This is a genomic window from Burkholderia sp. LK4, assembly GCF_001043615.1.
In the GTDB taxonomy this organism is placed as follows: Bacteria; Pseudomonadota; Gammaproteobacteria; order Burkholderiales; family Burkholderiaceae; genus Burkholderia; species Burkholderia cepacia.
This window is the reverse complement of record NZ_LDUL01000009.1, coordinates 255,992-272,447: the sequence shown is the minus strand read 5'-3', so window position 1 is coordinate 272,447 and position 16,456 is coordinate 255,992. Positions and strand designations below refer to the sequence as shown.

Genomic DNA, 16,456 nt, shown 5'->3' with positions numbered 1-16,456 from the left:
GCGCGCGATGTACGTGCTGAAGCTGATCGCGCGCAACGCGCTGCGGCACCGGCTGCGCACGCTGCTGACCGTGCTCGGGCTCACCATCGCGGTGCTCGCGTTCGGGCTGCTGCATACGGTGGTCGACGCGTGGTACGCGGGCGCGGCCGCCGCGTCCAGCGGGCGGCTCGTCACGCGCAACGCGATCTCGCTCGTGTTCCCGCTGCCCGTGAGCTACGAGAACCGCATCCGCGGCGTCGAAGGCGTGACGGCCGTGGTGCGCTCGAACTGGTTCGGCGGCATCTACCGCGACCCGAAGAACTTCTTCGCGAGCTTCGCCGTATCGGACAACTACCTCGACCTGTACCCGGAATTCATCGTGCCCGGGCAGCAGCGCGCCGACTACAACCGCGACCGGCGCGGCTGCCTGGTCGGGCGCCAGCTCGCGGATCAGTTCGGCTTCAAGGTCGGCGACGTGATCCCGCTGAAGGGCACGATCTATCCGGGTACGTGGGACTTCGTCGTGCGCGGGATTCTCGACGGCCGCGACGATTCGACGATCACGCGCCAGCTGGTGTTTCACTGGGAATACCTGAACGAGACGGTGCGGCAGCGCACGCCGAAGCAGGCCGACCAGGTCGGCGTATTCGTGCTCGGGGTCGCGAACCCCGACGACGGCGCGGCGATCGCACGCAACGTCGACGCGGTGTTCAGGAACTCGCTCGCCGAGACGCTGACCGAAACCGAGCAGGCGTTCCAGCTCGGCTTCGTCGCGATGTCGAACCAGATCATCGCGGCGATCCGCCTGGTGTCGTACGTGGTGATCCTGATCATCATGGCCGTGATGGCCAACGCGATGGCGATGAGCGCGCGCGAACGCACGGCCGAATACGCGACGTTGAAGGCGCTCGGCTTCGGCCCCGGGTTCCTCGCGCTGATCGTGTTCGGCGAATCGGTCGTGATCGCGGTGGCCGGCGGCGGGCTCGGGATCCTCGCGACACCGCCCGCCGCGAGCCTGTTCAAGCAGGCGGCAGGCGGCATCTTCCCGGTGTTCAAGGTGTCGACCGGGACGGTCGCGCTGCAGGCCGCGTGCTCGGTCGCGGTCGGCTTCGCGGCCGCGATCGTGCCGGCGTGGCAGGCGGCGCGCGTGCGCGTGGTCGAAGGCCTGCGGGCGATCGGATAACGACACGCATGGCCATCCCGCTCAACTACATCGCGCGCAACCTGTGGACCCGGCGGCTCACCACCGCGCTCACCGCCGGCGGGATGGCGCTCGTGATCTTCGTGTTCGCGACGGTGCAGATGCTCGACGCGGGGCTCACGAAGACGCTCGTCTCGACCGGCGAACCCGACAACGCGGTGGTGATCCGCAAGGGCGCCGAAACCGAGATCCAGAGCTCGATCGACCATCAGCAGGCCAACGCGCTCGAGATGCACCCGGCCGTCGCACCCGGCCCCGACGGCCGGCCGCTCGTGTCGAAGGAAGCGGTCGTGCTGATCTCGCTGGTGAAGACGTCGACCGGCAAGCCGTCGAACGTCGTGATCCGCGGCGTGTCGCCGGCCGGCCTCGCGCTGCGCCCGCACGTGACGCTCGCCGCCGGCCGCATGTTCGCGCCCGGCTCGTCGGAAATCATCGTCGGCAGCGCGATCGCGAAAGGCTTCAGCGGCACGCAGCTCGGCGACAGCCTGCATTTCGCGCAGCGCGACTGGACCATCGTCGGCATCTTCGACGCGGGCGGCAGCGGCTTCGATTCGGAGATCTGGGGCGACGTCGACCAACTGATGCAGTCGTTCCGGCGCACCAGCTATTCGTCGATGGTGCTGCGCATCCCGGGCGCCGACGGCTTCGCGCGCTTCAAGGCCGACATCGACGTCGACCCGCGGCTGACCGACGAGGCGAAACGCGAGCGGACCTTCTACGGCGACCAGTCGAAGGCGCTGTCGAAGTTCATCAACATCCTCGGCATCACGCTGTCGACGATCTTCTCGATCGCCGCGATGATCGGCGCGATGATCACGATGTACGCATCGGTCGCGAACCGCGTCGCCGAGATCGGCACGCTGCGCGCGCTCGGCTTCAAGCGCACGAACGTGCTCGCCGCGTTCCTGCTGGAAGCGCTGCTGCTCGGCTTCGTGGGCGGCGTCGCGGGGCTCGCGTGCGCGTCGCTGATGCAGTTCGCGTCGTTCTCGACGACCAACTTCCAGACCTTCGCGGACCTGTCGTTCCGCTTCGTGCTGACGCCCGCGATCGTCGTGAAGACGCTGCTGTTCTCGCTCGTGATGGGGCTCGTCGGTGGGTTCCTGCCGGCAATGCGCGCCGCGCGGCTGAAGATCGTCGACGCGCTGCGCGCGCAGTGATGCGCGCCGCCGCGCACGTTCAACGCTCGCGCGGCACCCACGCGCCGTGGAACCCGGCCGGCACGCGGCGCGGCAGGTGCACGGTCGCGACCGGCCCCGCGTCGATCGCGCGCGCATCGAGGATCACGACGTCGCTGGTATCGGTCGCCGCGCGGTAGACCATCACCAGCAGCCAGCCGTCGTCCTCGTCGACGCCGCCCGGGCGCGGCACGAACACCGGCTCGCTGTTCTGGTCGCCGGCCGGCACCGCATAGCGCGTCGTCGTGCCGCTCGCGTGGTCGAAGCGCATCACGCCGCGCATTTCCGCATTGTTCGGCTGTTCCACCGCATACAGGTAGCGGTAGCGGCGCCCCGTGCGGCTTTCGTTGATGCGCGGCATCTCGATGCCGCCGTCGGCGAGCGGCCCTTCGTCGATCAGCCCGTTCGCCGTATCGATCACGTAGCGCCACAGCTCGCCGACCGGGTTGTCGGCGAAGCGGCCCGTGCGCGCGTCGAGCCGCAGGAACCACGGATAACGCACCGCATCGAGCACGATGCACGACGCGTCGCAGTCGTACGCGTTCACGACGTGCTGGATGAAGCACGGCTCGATGCCGAACCAGCGCACCGCGCCGCCGTGGCGCGGGATCACGCCGATGCGCGCGGGCCGGTCGTCGTGCCAGCGCAGCGGCATCCGGTGGCCCTGCTTCAGCAGCGAGAAGTCGTAGCCGACGTTCAGGTCGAGCAGCAGGCTGCGGGTTTCGGTGATCGCGAGGTCGTGCATCATCGACGGCGCGTTCAGGTCGATTTCGATCTCGACGCGCTGCACGCCCTGCGCGTCGGCCACGCCGTAGCGCAGCCACGGCGCACGCCAGTCCGCACGAAAGGCAATCAGCTCGCCCGTTACCGGATCGACCTTCGGATGCGCGGTCATCCCGCCGCCGAAGCCCGCGTGCCGAGCCGGCGCGCCGAGCGAATCGAGCGCGGCCGTGATCGCGAGCGGCGCGCCGCCCTCGGCCAGCGCAAGCAATTCGCCCGCATGCTGCAGCACGTTCACGTTCGGATTGGTGTCGGGAAGATGCGGCGCCTGCCCGGGTGCATGCACGGCGGCCCAGCGTTGCGTGCGCGCCCAGCGGTTGCGGTAGCCGGTCGCGCGGCCGCCTTCGAACGCGATCGCGTGCAGCATCGCGGCTTCCGGCCACCACGACAGCACGTCGTTCCCTTCGAAGCGGCCGCCCGGCGGATTCGGGCCGTTGCGCAGCAACGTGCCGTCGAGATCGTGCGGGACGGCACCGGTCACGCGCAGGTCGACGAGCTCGGCCTCGTCGGCCACCGGCGCGATCGCGCCGCGATTCAGGTCGAATACGGTCATTGCGTCGGAAGCTCCTTTCAGCAGTCGTCGGTGGACGGCGGCAGATCGCCGCGCGCCAGTGCGAGCGCATGGTCGCGCACGTCGTCCGGCCAGCCGGCGATCAGCCCGGCAAGCCGCGCCAGGTCGTTCGCATACAGCGCGCGCGCGGCCTCCTCGAAACCGGGCAGGTCGCCCGCCATCGCCGACATGAAGTGGTAGGCGCGCGCCTGCGCGTCGCGCAGACGATCGGCCGCCGCATGCGTGCGCCGCGCGTCCTCGACGAGCTTGCGCAATGCGACGGACGCGCCGCCCGGCTGCGCGGCAAGCCATTCCCAGTGACGCGGCAGCAGCGTGACCTCGCGCGACACGACACCGAGCTTCGGCCGGCCGCGGCCGCGCGGTTCGCCCGCCCCGGCCGGCTCGCCGACCGTTGCGGATACGTCGTCGCCCGACGGCGGCGCGAAGCGCGCGCGGATCTCGTCCGGCGTGCCGCGCAGGTCGAGGTCGATCGAGCGGCCGGTCGCGTCGTCAAAGATCAGGATCGTGCCGGCGCTCGCGTCGCCGGCCTGCCGGGCCGCGAGCGCGACCGACGCGAGCGGGCCCGTCGCGAGCCGCCGGTGGCCGTCGAACACCGTGTACGAAGGAAGAAGCGTGGAGGTTGTCATCGTGGTCGCCCGCAGGCAGGAATCGGAATGGCGCTATTTTCATCCGGGTATAAATTGAATGTCAATATCATCCGGGTAAAAATATCGCCAGCATCCCGCCGGGCGGGCGACCGCGTGGCGCGGTCAGTTCCCCAGTATCGGCGTCGCCGCGCCGCGTCGCGCACGCTCGCGAGCACGTCGTCGAGCGACATATGGCCGCCGAACGCCGACGAAGCCGGCAGCGGCAGGCCTTCCTCGATTGCGTGCGCGAATTGCACGCCGGCATCGTCGGCCAGCCGCGCCCCGCGCGTCGCGGCCGATCGATTCAAAGGCTGAATCGATCAAGTCAGTAATTGGCATGAAAGCGCAAATATCGACATGACAGAATGATCCGGACGCCCCGCTCGGGCCCGCACGGGCCTCGGCGTCCGGCGTCCGGCCTCCGGCCGGCAGCACCGTCACCCAGAAACGCGCGCTTTCGACGCGCCAGCCGCACGACGGCACCTTCCGCCCTTCGGAGGAGACAGTCATGAATCCGCTTCACGCGCTGACGGCGTCCGCGTCGGCAACGGCCCGGCGCACCCGCGTGCGCTGGCTGGTGCTGGCCGTCCTGTTCGCGGTCACGACGATCAACTACGCGGATCGCGCCGCGATCGCGATCGCGGGCCCGAGCCTCGCCCGCGCACTGCACCTGAGCCACGTGCAGATCGGCTTCATCTTCTCCGCATTCGGCTGGTCGTACGTGGTCGCGCAACTGCCGGGCGGCTGGCTGCTGGACCGCTATGGATCGCGCATCGTCTATGCGTTCAGCATCTTCTTCTGGTCGCTGTTCACGCTGCTGCAGGGCACGATCGGCTTTTTCGGCGGCGCGGCCGCGTTCGCGCTGCTGTTCGGGCTGCGCTTCCTGGTCGGCGCGGCCGAAGCGCCTTCCTTCCCGGCCAACAGCCGGATCGTGTCCGCGTGGTTCCCGGCCGCCGAACGCGGCACCGCATCGGCGATCTTCAATGCCGCGCAGTACGCGGCGACCGTCGTGTTCGCGCCGCTGATGGGCTGGCTCGTGCACGCGTTCGGCTGGCAGTCGGTGTTCGCGGTGATGGGCGTGCTCGGCTTCGCGTTCGTCCTGGTGTGGAACCGCACGATGTACGACCCGAAGGACCACCCGGCCATCAACCGCGCGGAACTCGACTACCTCGCCGAAGGCGGTGCGCTCGTCAACATCGACCAGGCGACGGGCGGCCGCGACGGCGGCCCGTCGATGCGCCACGTCAAGGCGCTGCTGGGAAACCGGATGCTGATCGGCGTGTACGTCGCGCAGTACTGCATCAACGCACTCACCTATTTCTTCATCACGTGGTTTCCCGTCTATCTCGTGCAGGCGCGCGGGATGTCGATCCTCAACGCGGGGCTCGTTGCGTCGATCCCGGCCGTGTGCGGGTTCCTCGGCGGGATTCTCGGCGGCATCGTGTCCGATGCGCTGCTCAGGCAGGGCCGCTCGCTGTCGGTCGCGCGCAAGGTGCCGATCGTGTTCGGCATGCTGCTGTCGATGTCGATGATCGTCTGCAACTACACCGATTCGCACGTGCTCGTCGTGCTGTTCATGGCGCTGTCGTTCTTCGGCAAGGGACTCGGCGCGCTCGGCTGGGCCGTCAACGCCGACACCGCGCCGCGCCAGATCGCAGGATTGAGCGGCGCGCTGCTCAACACGTGCGGCAACCTCTCCAGCATCACGACGCCGATCGCGATCGGCTACATCGTCGACCGCAGCGGCTCGTTCAACGGCGCGCTCGTCTATGTGGTCGCGCACGCGCTCGTCGCGGTGATCTGCTACGTGTTCGTCGTCGGCGAGATTCGCCGCGTCGAGCTTCGATGAACGGCGCGGGCCGCGCCGGCTCGGCCGACGGCCCGTGCATCACCGGAACCAGGAGCGAACCGATGTCCGAATCCCGCCATGCCGGCACCCCGCGCGTCACGCGCATGCGGGTGATTCCCGTTGCCGGCCGCGACAGCATGCTGCTCAACCTGTGCGGTGCGCACGCGCCGCACTTCACGCGCAACCTCGTGATCCTCGACGACAGCAGCGGGCACACGGGCGTCGGCGAAGTGCCGGGCGGCGAAGGCATCCGGCACGCGCTCGAGCGCATGACGGATCTCGTGGTCGACCAGTCGATCGGACGCTATCAGGCCACCCTCAACGCAGTGCGCGCGGCGCTGTCCGGCACGGGCACGGGTGCGGGCCGCACGATCCGGCACGAAGTGACGTCGGCGGGCGAGGCGGCGGTACTGCGCCAACCGCACGAAATCAACCTGCGGCTCGACAACGTGATCACCGCGATCGAGGCGGCGCTGCTCGACCTGCTCGGGCAGTTTCTCGACGTGCCCGTCGCCGCGCTGCTCGGCGAAGGCCAGCAGCGCGACGCGGTGCCGATGCTCGCTTATCTGTTCTACCTCGGCGACCGACGGCGCACCGATTTGCCGTATCGCGACGAAACGCACGCATCGGACGCGTGGTTCCGGCTGCGCAACGAGGAAGCACTCACGCCGGCCGCGATCGCGCGGCAGGCGGAGGCCGCCGTCGAGCGCTATGGTTTCGCCGATTTCAAGCTGAAGGGCGGCGTGATGCCCGGCGCAGACGAGATGGAAGCGATCGCCGCGATCAAGGCGCGCTTTCCGGAGGCCCGCGCGACGCTCGACCCGAACGGCGCGTGGTCGCTCGACGAGGCCGTCGCGCTGTGCCGCGGGCAAGGCCACCTGCTTGCGTATGCGGAGGACCCGTGCGGGCCGGAGGGCGGCTATTCGGGCCGCGAGGTGATGGCCGAATTCCGCCGTGCGACGGGGATCCCGACCGCGACCAACATGATCGCGACCGACTGGCGGCAGATGGATCACGCGGTGCGGCTGCAGGCGGTCGACATCCCGCTCGCCGATCCGCATTTCTGGACGATGCAGGGCTCGGTGCGGCTCGCGCAGCTGTGCCGCGACTGGGGGCTCACGTGGGGCTCGCATTCGAACAACCACTTCGACGTGTCGCTCGCGATGTTCACGCATGCGGCGGCGGCCGCGCCCGGCACGATCACCGCGATCGACACGCACTGGATCTGGCAGGAAGGCGACGCGCGGCTCACGCGCGAGCCGCTCGCGATCGTCGGCGGCAAGGTGGCCGTGCCGGAGCGGCCGGGGCTCGGGATCGAGCTCGACATGGCGCAGGTCGAGGCCGCGCATGCGTTGTATAACGCGGTCGGCGGGACGGCGCGCGACGACGCGGTCGCGATGCGGTATCTCGTGCCGGGGTGGACTTACGATCCGAAGCGGCCGGGTTTCGGGCGGGGGTGAGCCTGATGGTGGGCGGCCGGAAACGGGTCAATCCTGCGCAGCGGCCTTCCGGCCTGCCCGGTAGCCGCTGCGTTGCTGTCCCGCGTCATGCAGTCTCGGGGCCGCCCTCACGCGAATCGGCGGCCGCAGGTGCGCGGTGTGTCACCGGCACGGCATGCGGCGCCGTTGCAGGCCCCGCCGCCGGCTTGCCAGAATGAATCGTCGGTACCATGCCTTGGAGCGATCCGCCGGACAGGCCGATTTCATCGAGCAACGAATCGATCAGCGGCGCGTGCGCACGATAGGACAACGCCGCCGACATCGCCTGTTCGGCCAGATTGCCGCCTGCCGCAGCCGGTGCGCCACCGTCCACCGTGCCGTTGCGATTGAGCCCGTCGACCTGGATGATCTTGATGCCGTCGATCGACTTCATCGGCTCGACGGTCTGCTGGATCACGCCCGGCAACGCCTGCAGCAACGCGAGCTTGAACTTGAGGCTGGTCTGGTCCGACGACAGCGCGTTGATCGCGTCGTTCAGCGCACGCTGTGCCTCGGCTTCCGCGAGCCCCTTCTTCCGCGCCGCCTCGGCGAGCTCGACCATCGCTGCAGCCTGCATCTGTGCCGCGTCCCGCTCGGCCCGCGCCTGCGTCGTAATGTGAACCGCTTGCGTTTCCGCCTCCTGCGCCGCCTCGATCAGCGCGACCTGCTTCGCGCGATCCGCCTCGGCTGTCTTGCGAGTCGTCTCGACCAGTTGCTCGGCGCGCACTGCATCGGCAAGCGACGCACTCGCGCGGGCCTGCGCCTGCGATTGCGCTTCGGACTTCTCCGCAATCACGATCGCCTTCTCCTGCTGCGCGATTTCGGTCACTTTCGCCTGTTCGATCGCCGCCATCTGCGTGACCCGTGTCTGCTCGATCTCCTTCACGCGCACTTCGCGCTCCGCTTCCACCTTGCGGGTACGCAACGCCTGCTCGCGCTGGATTTCGGATTCCTGGATCTGACGCTCGGCGCCGATCCGGCTCTGCTCGGCCTCCTGGTGACGCTCCGCCTCGAACGCAGCGATGCGCGCGTTCTGCTCGGCCGTGCGCGTCTTGACCTGCTGCTCCTGCTCGAGCTTCATGAACGCCTCCTGCTGATCGATTTCGAGCTTGCGGGAGAGTGCGTCGCGATTCTTTTCACGCACGGCCACTTCGGTATCCTGCTCGACCTCGTTGCGCTCCTTGCGGCGCCGCTCGGTTTCCTGCGTGAGCTTCGTCAGGCCTTCGGCGTCGAATGCGTTGTTCGGATCGAAGTACTCCTTCGACGTCTGGTTGAAGTTGGTCAGAGACACGCTTTCCAACTCCAGCCCGTTCTTCGTCAGATCTTCAGCGACCGTGTTCTGCACGCCCTGCACGAACTTCTCGCGGGCGTCCTGCAGATCCTGCATCGTCATCTGCGCGGCGGTCGAACGCAGCGCGTCGACGAATTTGTCGTCGACGAGCGCGCGCAGGTTTTCCGGCGCGAGCGTGCGCTGGCCGAGCGTCTGCGCGGCGGTCGACACACCCTCCTCGGTCGGGGCGACCCGCACGAAGAAGGCGACGACCACGTCGACGCGCATCCGGTCCTTCGTGATGAGGCTGTCGCGCGTCGCCCGGCTCACCTCGAGCTTCAGCGTATTCATGTTGATCGGGATGACCTCGTGAAACACCGGCAGCACCACCGCGCCGCCGCTCATGATCACCTTCTGCCCGCCGAGCCCCGTTCGGACGAAGGCCCGCTCCGCAGACGCGCGGACGTAAAGCCGCGCGAAAATCATGCCGATCACGCAGATACCCACCACCACTGCCAACGCGACAGCGCCCCAGAATGTGAGTGCATTCATCATGATGTTTGTTCGACTCCTGTATACGGATGGTGACAGCAACGTGCGCCAGCCCCCGCCGCACGAAACGGCAGCCGCCTGGCGAAACGGGATTCAGAGCAGTTCGGGCCGGGGATTCTCGATCGCGTGATAACGCGAGCCCGAAATGCGCGACACGAGCAGGACCGTCGTGCCTTTCGCGAAAGTGCGGCCCGCCTCGTCCGGCTCCACCCGGACGTAGTGCTGCTGACCGTGGTCGTCGACGAGCCGCGCTTCTGCCGGATTGCCGAGCGACGCTTCGCCGGTGACGATCCGCGCGGTGCGGCCGATGAAATCGGCCTCGGAAACCGCCGTGCTCTCGCTTTGCGGGAGAAAGTGCGCGACGAACTTGCCGGTATGCCGCACGAACGGCAGCGCCCCGACCGCGGCGAGCCCGACGGCCAGCACGTCGGGAAGCATGAAGCCCGCCACCGCCTGCAGCGATGTCTGCAGCGCGAGCCCCAGCACCGAAAAGCCGAGCAGGAACAGGATCAGCAGGACCAGCAGCGGAACCCGGCCCACATGCAGCCAGCCGAGAAACTGGCCGACGATGCCGGCGTCGGCATCGGCGCCGCCATCGGCATGGTCGAGACCGAAATGCATGACGAGCAGGTGGCTCGCATGCTCGGTCAGGCTCAGCCCCAGCAGCATCGACACGCACTCCAGCGCCCCGATCACGATCATCAGCGCGATCGCGACGACGAACGGTGCGTTGCCCGGCAGCATCAGTGAAGAGGTCATTATCGTTTTGCTCTCAGGTTCGGAAACGGTACATCAGGACATGTCGTCCGCCAGCTTTCCGGATTGCGACTTCAGGAGGGCGACACGCTCCTCGATCCGCTGCTCCTTGTGCAGCGTTTCAAGACGATACAACAGCGACGGATCGGCAGACGAAGGGCTGGTGCCCAGCCCCGTCGTGCCGGTCGCGCCGGCCATCGTCCGGTTGAAACCCTGTTCGAGCCGCTCGGCCTTCGGGTCGGCGCCCGACACGCCCTCCGTGCCGCGGTCGACGTCGCCGGGCACGGCCGCACGCGCTGCGATCAACTCGCGCAACCCCGCCTCCATTTCCGCGCGCTTCGCGCGCAGGCCCAGCAGGTCTGCCTCGGCGACCTGCGCATGCTCGCTCGCCTCGTGAAGCGACTGCTGAAGCACACCAAGCTGGTCCTCCAGTTCAATCTGCCGCTCCGCGCCGGCACGCACGGCCGCATCGTCGCTTCGGGCGAGCGCGGTACCGAGCAGGTCGTTCAGCCGTTCGATCTCGTTGTTGATGCGCGCGATCGCCTTCGCCGCCTGATAGCGCGCGGCTTCGTGCCGCCCGAGCACCACGCGCGCCTGTGCGATCACTTCGTCGAATTCGCGCAGGTACTGCTCGAGGATGGCTTGCGGCATGCGGCTTTCCAGCGAGCCGATCAGCGCATGCACGTTCGCGGTCAACAACCTTTTGACTCGGATACCGAAATGTTCTGTCGTCACGACTTGTCACTCCTTCAGGATTTCAGACGGGCCAGGCCGGCCCGGCCGCCAGACGCAGGCTTCGCGGGCCGCTCAAGGATTAGCCTGGGCGGGCTGGATGAGGCTCGCCAGCTCCTTGACCTCGTGCACGTATGGATCGAGCACGGCCGGATGGTAGGCGGGAGGGTTGCCGGTCACGGCAAGGCGCAGCAGGCCGAGCAAAAGGCGCATGCTCTTCGCGGTCAGCCGCGCTTCAAGTTCGCCAGCAGCTTCGCCGATCGGCTTGCCGGGCGGCGCCGCCGTGACCAGGCTGGCCAGGAGTTCGGGAAGTTGCGCGGCGAGCAGCGTCACGATTTCGGAGCGCTGATGCGTGGCGTGCTCGTACGCGTCGATCACGTCGAGAACGGGCCGTACCTGCTCCCTGAACAGCGCCGCGCAGCGGACGAAATCGTGCGCGCCCTTGACCCGACGGCGCGCGTCGGCAATCAACGCGCGAATCTTGTCGCTCGGACTCGCCGCATCCGGCAATTGCAGCTCGACGAGCCACGCGAGATCGTCTTCAGGAATTCGCACCGATACGGTTTGCATGACGTTCAGCCCCCTCGAGTCGATTGCTCAAAGCATAGTGCGTTTGTATACGAATGTATACATTTGTATTTCGAGATGGAAGCGGGTTGCCGGATCGTCAAAACATGAAGCGCCCAGCATGACGTCTCCCGACCCGACACCGCGGCAGATCATCGTCTTCGTGCTGTATTCGGTGCTGTGCCTGCCCGCGAGCATGACCGTCGCTGGTTATGCCGCGACCCGGATCACGCAGAACGTATCGAATTTCGAAGGCGGTGCAGGCTACGCCGCGCTCTGGTGGATCATCATTCTGACCTGCGTGTTCTACGGACTGTCGATCGCCCTCTTCGCGCTGCTGCGAAAGAGGATCGCGATCGTTGCGGCCATTACGGTAGGGTTCGCCGCGCTGTCGGTGCCGGCGTTCAGATTTATCTACGAGCTGGCGACATAGGCGCGGCGAGTTTGCGCCTCACGTCGAAAGCGGCGCACCCGACGGTGCCGCCCACGCCCACCGTCGCAGCGGAACCCAAAAACAAAAGGCCCGATCTTACGATCGAGCCTTTCGAATTCCTTTGGTGGAGCGGAGGAGGATCGAACTCCCGACCTTCGCATTGCGAACGCGACGCTCTCCCAGCTGAGCTACCGCCCCAACAGTCGACCATCATACACACGCATTTCTGCGCTTGGCAATAGGGGTTGAGTCACCCCCGATACCTTACTTTGACGGCGCCCCAGCCAGTACCCATTCGACCACCGAACGCGCGTCGGCGTCGCTCATGCGCGGATGCGCCGGCATCGGAATCGCGCCCCAGACGCCGGAGCCGCCCTCCTTCACCTTCTTCGACAGCTTTGCCACGGCCTGCGGATCGGCCTTGTAGCGGGCGGCGATTTCCTTGAACGACGGGCCGACGAGCTTGCGGTCGACCGCGTGGCAACCCATGCACGCATTGCCGCGCGCCACCTTCAGGCCGTCGCCGACATCCGCATGCGCGGCGCCCAGCGTGCCCGCCACGAGCGCCGCGGCTGCGGCGCCCTGCATCATCCACGGTTTCAATTGCTTCATCTGCATGCTCTTCATTGCGACGGTGCCTTCGGGTTACCCGGGTGCACGCTCGACGAATTCGAGATCGGCGCGGGCGGCTGCAGCGGCGTGGACTGCACCGACGCGTCTGGCACGGCGCCCACCGTCGCGGTATCCGCCGGCGCGGCGGCCTGCGCACCGGACGCGCCACTCGCGGGCGACGCCGCCTGCAGCGCCTGCGCGTCCTGCGGCTTCACATACTGGAACACCTTCACGACCTTCTCGACGCCGGGCACCTGGCTGGCGGCTTCCGCGCCGCGATTGCCCTCATCGACCGTCACGAGCCCCATCAGGTAAAGGTTGCCGCGTTCGCTGACCACCTTGTAGTAGTTCGCCGAGATGCCCTTCGTCGCGATCAGCTCGGACTTCACGCGCCCCTCGAGGTACGAGTCGTTCGCGCGCGACGACAGCGACGACGCCGGCTCGACCGACAACTCGTTGACGATGCCGTTCACGTTGTTGATGCCGCGCACGATTTCCTCGGCGCGCTGCTTCGATGCGTCGTTCGGCACCTCGCCCGTCAGCAGTACGCGGCGGTTGAACACCGTGACGTTCACGTGCGACTGGTCGGGCAGTCCGTTGTTGATCTGCGTGAGCGACTTGACCTGGATCTCACGATCCTCCGTCTGCGCGCCGAGCGTACGGCGGTCGGTCGCGACCAGCGCGCCGCCGCCGGCCGCTGCGCCGACGATCCCGAGCACACAACCCTGCAGCGACACGGCGAGGCCCGCCGTCAGCGCGGCGAGCAGCGTGGTTCTGACGAGCGTCTGTTTGACGCGGCTTTGATTCATCGACGGCTCTCCTTCGTTCAATCCTCACCCAGCAGCATCGCGTCGATGCCGTCGCACAGGCAGTGGATGGTCAGCAGATGGACTTCGTGGACGCGCGCCGCACGGGCGGCGGGCACGTTGATCGGAATATCGGTGTCGGACAGCGCGGCCGCGACCGCATGGCCGTCGCCGCCCGTCAGCGCGACGACGGTCATCTCGCGCTCGTGCGCTTCGTCGATCGCCGCCAGCACGCGCGGCGACGCGCCGCCCGGATCGAGCACCAGCAGGATGTCGCCGGTCTGGCCGAGCACGCGCACCTGCTGGGCGAACAGTTGCTCGGCGGACACCGCCCCCGTGAGGCCGCCCTGCGACGCATCGGTGGCCAGCGCGATCGCGGGCAGGCCCGGACGCTCGCGCTCGAAGCCGCCGACGAGCGACACGGCGAGGTAGTGCGCGGCGGCGGCCGACGGGCCGTCACCACACGCGACGATCTTGTTGCCGTTCGCCAGCGCGGCGAACATCGCATCGACCGCGGCTGCGATCGGCAGCGACAGTGCGTCGGCCGCTTCGGCGTGAAGCGCGGCGCTGTCGTGGAAATGTTGCTGAATACGTTCGACTGACATCGATTCCTGGTGAACTGGGCGCGCGGCACGCATCGCGCGACATCGTGGGTGCGGCGAGTTTACCGTACTCCGGCACGCTCTCCGGGGGTCCGGCAAGAACTCTTTACATCTCGTCACAGCTCGCGGCTACGCATCGTCGGCACGAAATGCGTCGCGCAGCCACTCGAGCCGCCCGGCCTCGAACGCGACGACGTCGAAGCGGCACGCGGCACCGGCGCCGTGGCGCGCCCAGAACTGGAGCGCGGCCGCCACCAGGCGCCGCCGCTTGCGCCAGCCGACGCTCGCGGCCGCGCCGCCATGCCGGACGCTGCGCCGCGCGCGCACCTCGACGAACACGAGCATGCCGTCGACCTCGCGCATCACGAGATCGAGCTCGCCGCCGCGCATCGTCACGTTCGCCGCGACGAACACGAGGCCGCGGCGTTCGAGAAACTGCCGCGCACGCTGCTCGAACGCCGCGCCGACCGGCCTGGATCGCGCCGCGCCGGAAAAGTTGTCGCCGGCGCGCGGCAAACCGCGCCCGTCACCCGGCCGCGCCGGCGCCGCGTGGCACAATGCCGTCCTTGTTCCGCTTGCGCCGCGATTGCGCGCATTGCCTGCCATGACTGCCCTCCTCGAACTCGCGCAAACGCAGCACTACCCGGAAGCCGCGCTCTACGTGGTTGCCACGCCGATCGGCAACACCGCCGACATCACGCTGCGCGCGCTGCACGTGCTCGGCCTCGCCGACCGCATCGCGGCCGAAGACACCCGCAACACGGGCCAGCTGCTCGCCCGCTACGGGATGTCGAAGCCGCTCGTCGCCGTGCACGAGCACAACGAACGCGAAGCCGCGCAGCGCGTGATCGAACTGCTGCGCGGCGGCGAACGCGTGGCCTACGTATCGGACGCCGGCACGCCCGGCATCTCGGACCCCGGCGCACGGCTCGTCGACGCGGTGCGCGCCGCCGGCTTCGCGGTGATCCCGCTGCCGGGCGCGAGCGCGGCGGTGACCGCGCTGAGCGTGGCCGGCGACTGGGCCGGCGCGTTCACGTTCGCGGGCTTCCTGCCGCCGAAGGCCAGGCAGCGCGCGACCGCGCTGCAGGCGCTGGTATCGCACCCGTATGCGCTGGTGTTCTACGAAGCGCCGCACCGGATCGCCGAAACCGTCGCCGCGCTCGCCGACGCATTCGGCCCCGCGCGCCGGCTGCTGATCGCGCGCGAACTCACCAAGCTACACGAGCAACTGTTCCAGGGCACCCTGGCCGAAGGACAGACCTGGCTCGCCGGCGATGCGAACCGGCAGCGCGGCGAATTCGTGCTGGTCGTCGAAGGCGCGCCGGCGACGAGCGGCGAAGCCGACGACACCGCGCACGACGCGCTGCTCAGGCTGCTGCTGGAAGAGGTGCCGGTGAAGAGCGCGGCGAAGCTCGCGGCCGCGCTGACGGGCGCATCGCGCAACACGCTGTATGCGCGTGCGCTCGCGCTGAAGGATGAAAGCTGACGCGCGAGCCGGCCGGCACCGGGACACCGGTGCCGACGTCGCGCCGTGCAGGAAAGACAAAGGGCTGCCCTCGGGCAGCCCTTTTGCATGAGCGGTCGATCCGCCGCGTTACTTCGTCGAGACCGACGCGAGCATTTCGTCGCGTGCTTCGCGCGCTTCCTGCGGCGACAGCCCTTCGATCTTCACGCGGCCCGTGCCGGCGTGCACGAGGCCGATCATCTTGGCAGCGGCATACGACAGGTCGAGCACACGGCCGCGCTTGAACGGCCCGCGATCGTTGACCTTCACGACGACCCACTTGCCGGACGACGCGTTCGTCACCTTGATGTACGACGACAGCGGCAGCGTGCGGTGCGCGGCGGTGAGCGCGTTCATGTTGAAGCGCTCGCCGTTCGCGGTGCGGCGGCCGTGGAAATCCCGCCCGTACCACGATGCGCGGCCCGTCTGACGGAAGTCGGACACATCCTTGCCGTCGATCGGCTCGGCGTCCGCCAGCGACGACTTCTTCGCGTCCTTGGCGTCGGCAGCCGGCATCGACGCCAGTGCGGAATCGAAATTCAGTTGCTGCTTGTCGTTGTCCGCCTTCGCGGCACCGGCCGTCTTGTCGACCGCGTTCTTCTGGTTCGCGCTTCCGGTGGTCTGGCTGGGTGGCACCGCACAGCCCGTCAACGCGAAAAATAATGCAATGGTCCCGAAACGAGTCGGAAATCGTACGTTCATCGACGTGTCGCCTTCTGGTTCGGGCCGCTCCTTCGTCACGCTGCTTCACAGCGCGGACACGCGGCCCGGACGGCAAATGCGTGCACGCCCCGCTCGGATGCGAGCAGGCGGCTAGCATGGGCGCGGCTTTCGTCTATGCCGCAACCGTCCTGATTAGCTTTCACGTCTGGCGCAACCTGTCCCCAACAGCCTGACCAGACCCCACATGCCGCCATCGAACATGGCTTTCACGTTCGCGCGCGTCGAAACGACCAACGCACA

17 protein-coding genes, 1 tRNA gene and 1 pseudogene are annotated in these 16,456 nt (G+C 68.1%); 6 read left to right on the top strand and 13 right to left on the bottom strand.

Going from position 1 to position 16,456, the window contains the following annotated elements; genetic code table 11:
• The first annotated feature begins 7 nt into the window (after window positions 1–7).
• Both VK92_RS05415 and VK92_RS05410 read left to right on the top strand, forming a co-directional pair.
• Window positions 8–1,162 (top strand): ABC transporter permease, encoded by a 1,155-nt coding sequence (locus VK92_RS05415; protein WP_027788610.1) that lies wholly within the window; start codon window positions 8–10, stop codon window positions 1,160–1,162.
• Between the two features lie 8 nt (window positions 1,163–1,170).
• Window positions 1,171–2,337: an ABC transporter permease gene (locus tag VK92_RS05410; protein WP_048025335.1), complete on the top strand. Its 1,167-nt coding sequence runs from the start codon at window positions 1,171–1,173 to the stop codon at window positions 2,335–2,337.
• A 19-nt stretch (window positions 2,338–2,356) separates the two neighbouring features.
• On the opposite strand, the gene VK92_RS05405 is transcribed toward VK92_RS05410, so the two are convergent.
• The 3 genes and pseudogenes from VK92_RS05405 to VK92_RS43385 form a co-directional block, all read right to left on the bottom strand.
• On the bottom strand, window positions 2,357–3,688 hold the full coding sequence (locus VK92_RS05405; RefSeq protein ID WP_048025334.1) for a carotenoid oxygenase family protein: 1,332 nt from the start codon (window positions 3,686–3,688) through the stop codon (window positions 2,357–2,359).
• A 17-nt stretch (window positions 3,689–3,705) separates the two neighbouring features.
• Window positions 3,706–4,332, bottom strand: a complete 627-nt coding sequence (locus VK92_RS05400; protein ID WP_048025333.1) for a DUF2239 family protein — start codon at window positions 4,330–4,332, stop codon at window positions 3,706–3,708.
• Between the two features lie 158 nt (window positions 4,333–4,490).
• Window positions 4,491–4,634: pseudogene (locus VK92_RS43385) on the bottom strand (glutathione S-transferase family protein); the annotation flags it as partial.
• A 206-nt stretch (window positions 4,635–4,840) separates the two neighbouring features.
• Here VK92_RS43385 and VK92_RS05390 point away from each other — a divergent pair.
• Together VK92_RS05390 and VK92_RS05385 are read left to right on the top strand one after the other, a co-directional pair.
• Window positions 4,841–6,181 (top strand): MFS transporter, encoded by a 1,341-nt coding sequence (locus tag VK92_RS05390; RefSeq protein WP_048025332.1) that lies wholly within the window; start codon window positions 4,841–4,843, stop codon window positions 6,179–6,181.
• 62 nt (window positions 6,182–6,243) lie between these two features.
• Window positions 6,244–7,641: an enolase C-terminal domain-like protein gene (locus VK92_RS05385; protein WP_048025355.1), complete on the top strand. Its 1,398-nt coding sequence runs from the start codon at window positions 6,244–6,246 to the stop codon at window positions 7,639–7,641.
• 85 nt (window positions 7,642–7,726) lie between these two features.
• Here VK92_RS05385 and VK92_RS05380 read toward each other — a convergent pair whose 3' ends face one another.
• The 4 genes from VK92_RS05380 to VK92_RS05365 all read right to left on the bottom strand — a co-directional run bounded on the left by VK92_RS05380 (window position 7,727) and on the right by VK92_RS05365 (window position 11,539).
• Entirely contained in the window at window positions 7,727–9,484 is a 1,758-nt protein-coding gene (locus tag VK92_RS05380) for a flotillin family protein (RefSeq protein ID WP_165589110.1), read from the bottom strand.
• A 90-nt stretch (window positions 9,485–9,574) separates the two neighbouring features.
• Entirely contained in the window at window positions 9,575–10,240 is a 666-nt protein-coding gene (locus VK92_RS05375) for a YqiJ family protein (protein WP_048025331.1), read from the bottom strand.
• 33 nt (window positions 10,241–10,273) lie between these two features.
• Entirely contained in the window at window positions 10,274–10,972 is a 699-nt protein-coding gene (locus tag VK92_RS05370; protein ID WP_048025330.1) for a PspA/IM30 family protein, read from the bottom strand.
• Window positions 10,973–11,044: 72 nt separating this feature from the next.
• Window positions 11,045–11,539, bottom strand: coding sequence for a hypothetical protein (locus VK92_RS05365; RefSeq protein WP_048025329.1), 495 nt, complete (start codon window positions 11,537–11,539; stop codon window positions 11,045–11,047).
• On the opposite strand from VK92_RS05365, the gene VK92_RS05360 reads away from it, so the two are divergent.
• The gene (locus VK92_RS05360; protein ID WP_231616432.1) at window positions 11,538–11,969 is read left to right on the top strand and encodes a hypothetical protein; all 432 of its coding nucleotides are present in this window, start codon (window positions 11,538–11,540) and stop codon (window positions 11,967–11,969) included. The genes VK92_RS05365 and VK92_RS05360 overlap by 2 nt on opposite strands.
• 122 nt (window positions 11,970–12,091) lie before the next feature.
• Here VK92_RS05360 and VK92_RS05355 read toward each other — a convergent pair.
• From VK92_RS05355 to VK92_RS05335, 5 genes are all read right to left on the bottom strand, one after another.
• A tRNA-Ala gene (locus VK92_RS05355) sits at window positions 12,092–12,167 on the bottom strand.
• A 66-nt stretch (window positions 12,168–12,233) separates the two neighbouring features.
• Window positions 12,234–12,596, bottom strand: a complete 363-nt coding sequence (locus tag VK92_RS05350) for a c-type cytochrome (RefSeq protein ID WP_021158617.1) — start codon at window positions 12,594–12,596, stop codon at window positions 12,234–12,236.
• Entirely contained in the window at window positions 12,593–13,390 is a 798-nt protein-coding gene (locus VK92_RS05345) for a BON domain-containing protein (protein ID WP_027788619.1), read from the bottom strand. The genes VK92_RS05350 and VK92_RS05345 overlap by 4 nt, the downstream gene beginning before the upstream one ends.
• 17 nt (window positions 13,391–13,407) lie before the next feature.
• The gene (locus VK92_RS05340; protein ID WP_048025327.1) at window positions 13,408–13,992 is read right to left on the bottom strand and encodes an SIS domain-containing protein; all 585 of its coding nucleotides are present in this window, start codon (window positions 13,990–13,992) and stop codon (window positions 13,408–13,410) included.
• Window positions 13,993–14,118: 126 nt separating this feature from the next.
• On the bottom strand, window positions 14,119–14,547 hold the full coding sequence (locus VK92_RS05335) for a YraN family protein (RefSeq protein ID WP_196491136.1): 429 nt from the start codon (window positions 14,545–14,547) through the stop codon (window positions 14,119–14,121).
• Window positions 14,548–14,593: 46 nt separating this feature from the next.
• Between VK92_RS05335 and rsmI the strand changes: the two genes are divergently transcribed.
• Window positions 14,594–15,475: a 16S rRNA (cytidine(1402)-2'-O)-methyltransferase gene (gene rsmI / locus VK92_RS05330; protein WP_048025325.1), complete on the top strand. Its 882-nt coding sequence runs from the start codon at window positions 14,594–14,596 to the stop codon at window positions 15,473–15,475.
• 108 nt (window positions 15,476–15,583) lie between these two features.
• On the opposite strand, the gene VK92_RS05325 is transcribed toward rsmI, so the two are convergent.
• A complete protein-coding gene (locus VK92_RS05325) occupies window positions 15,584–16,195 on the bottom strand; it encodes a septal ring lytic transglycosylase RlpA family protein (protein ID WP_027788623.1) in 612 nt (203 codons plus the stop codon).
• Window positions 16,196–16,456 lie beyond the last annotated feature (261 nt).

Coding starts and splice junctions, on each gene's coding strand:
- VK92_RS05345 (WP_027788619.1), bottom strand. CDS start 13,390: ATGAATCAAAGCCGCGTCAAACAGACGCTCGTCAGAACCACGCTGCTC.
- VK92_RS05390 (WP_048025332.1), top strand. CDS start 4,841: ATGAATCCGCTTCACGCGCTGACGGCGTCCGCGTCGGCAACGGCCCGG.
- VK92_RS05400 (WP_048025333.1), bottom strand. CDS start 4,332: ATGACAACCTCCACGCTTCTTCCTTCGTACACGGTGTTCGACGGCCAC.
- VK92_RS05360 (WP_231616432.1), top strand. CDS start 11,538: ATGACGTTCAGCCCCCTCGAGTCGATTGCTCAAAGCATAGTGCGTTTG.
- VK92_RS05380 (WP_165589110.1), bottom strand. CDS start 9,484: ATGATGAATGCACTCACATTCTGGGGCGCTGTCGCGTTGGCAGTGGTG.
- VK92_RS05375 (WP_048025331.1), bottom strand. CDS start 10,240: ATGACCTCTTCACTGATGCTGCCGGGCAACGCACCGTTCGTCGTCGCG.
- VK92_RS05410 (WP_048025335.1), top strand. CDS start 1,171: ATGGCCATCCCGCTCAACTACATCGCGCGCAACCTGTGGACCCGGCGG.
- VK92_RS05405 (WP_048025334.1), bottom strand. CDS start 3,688: ATGACCGTATTCGACCTGAATCGCGGCGCGATCGCGCCGGTGGCCGAC.
- VK92_RS05385 (WP_048025355.1), top strand. CDS start 6,244: ATGTCCGAATCCCGCCATGCCGGCACCCCGCGCGTCACGCGCATGCGG.
- VK92_RS05350 (WP_021158617.1), bottom strand. CDS start 12,596: ATGAAGAGCATGCAGATGAAGCAATTGAAACCGTGGATGATGCAGGGC.
- VK92_RS05340 (WP_048025327.1), bottom strand. CDS start 13,992: ATGTCAGTCGAACGTATTCAGCAACATTTCCACGACAGCGCCGCGCTT.
- VK92_RS05415 (WP_027788610.1), top strand. CDS start 8: ATGTACGTGCTGAAGCTGATCGCGCGCAACGCGCTGCGGCACCGGCTG.
- rsmI (WP_048025325.1), top strand. CDS start 14,594: ATGACTGCCCTCCTCGAACTCGCGCAAACGCAGCACTACCCGGAAGCC.
- VK92_RS05325 (WP_027788623.1), bottom strand. CDS start 16,195: ATGAACGTACGATTTCCGACTCGTTTCGGGACCATTGCATTATTTTTC.
- VK92_RS05365 (WP_048025329.1), bottom strand. CDS start 11,539: ATGCAAACCGTATCGGTGCGAATTCCTGAAGACGATCTCGCGTGGCTC.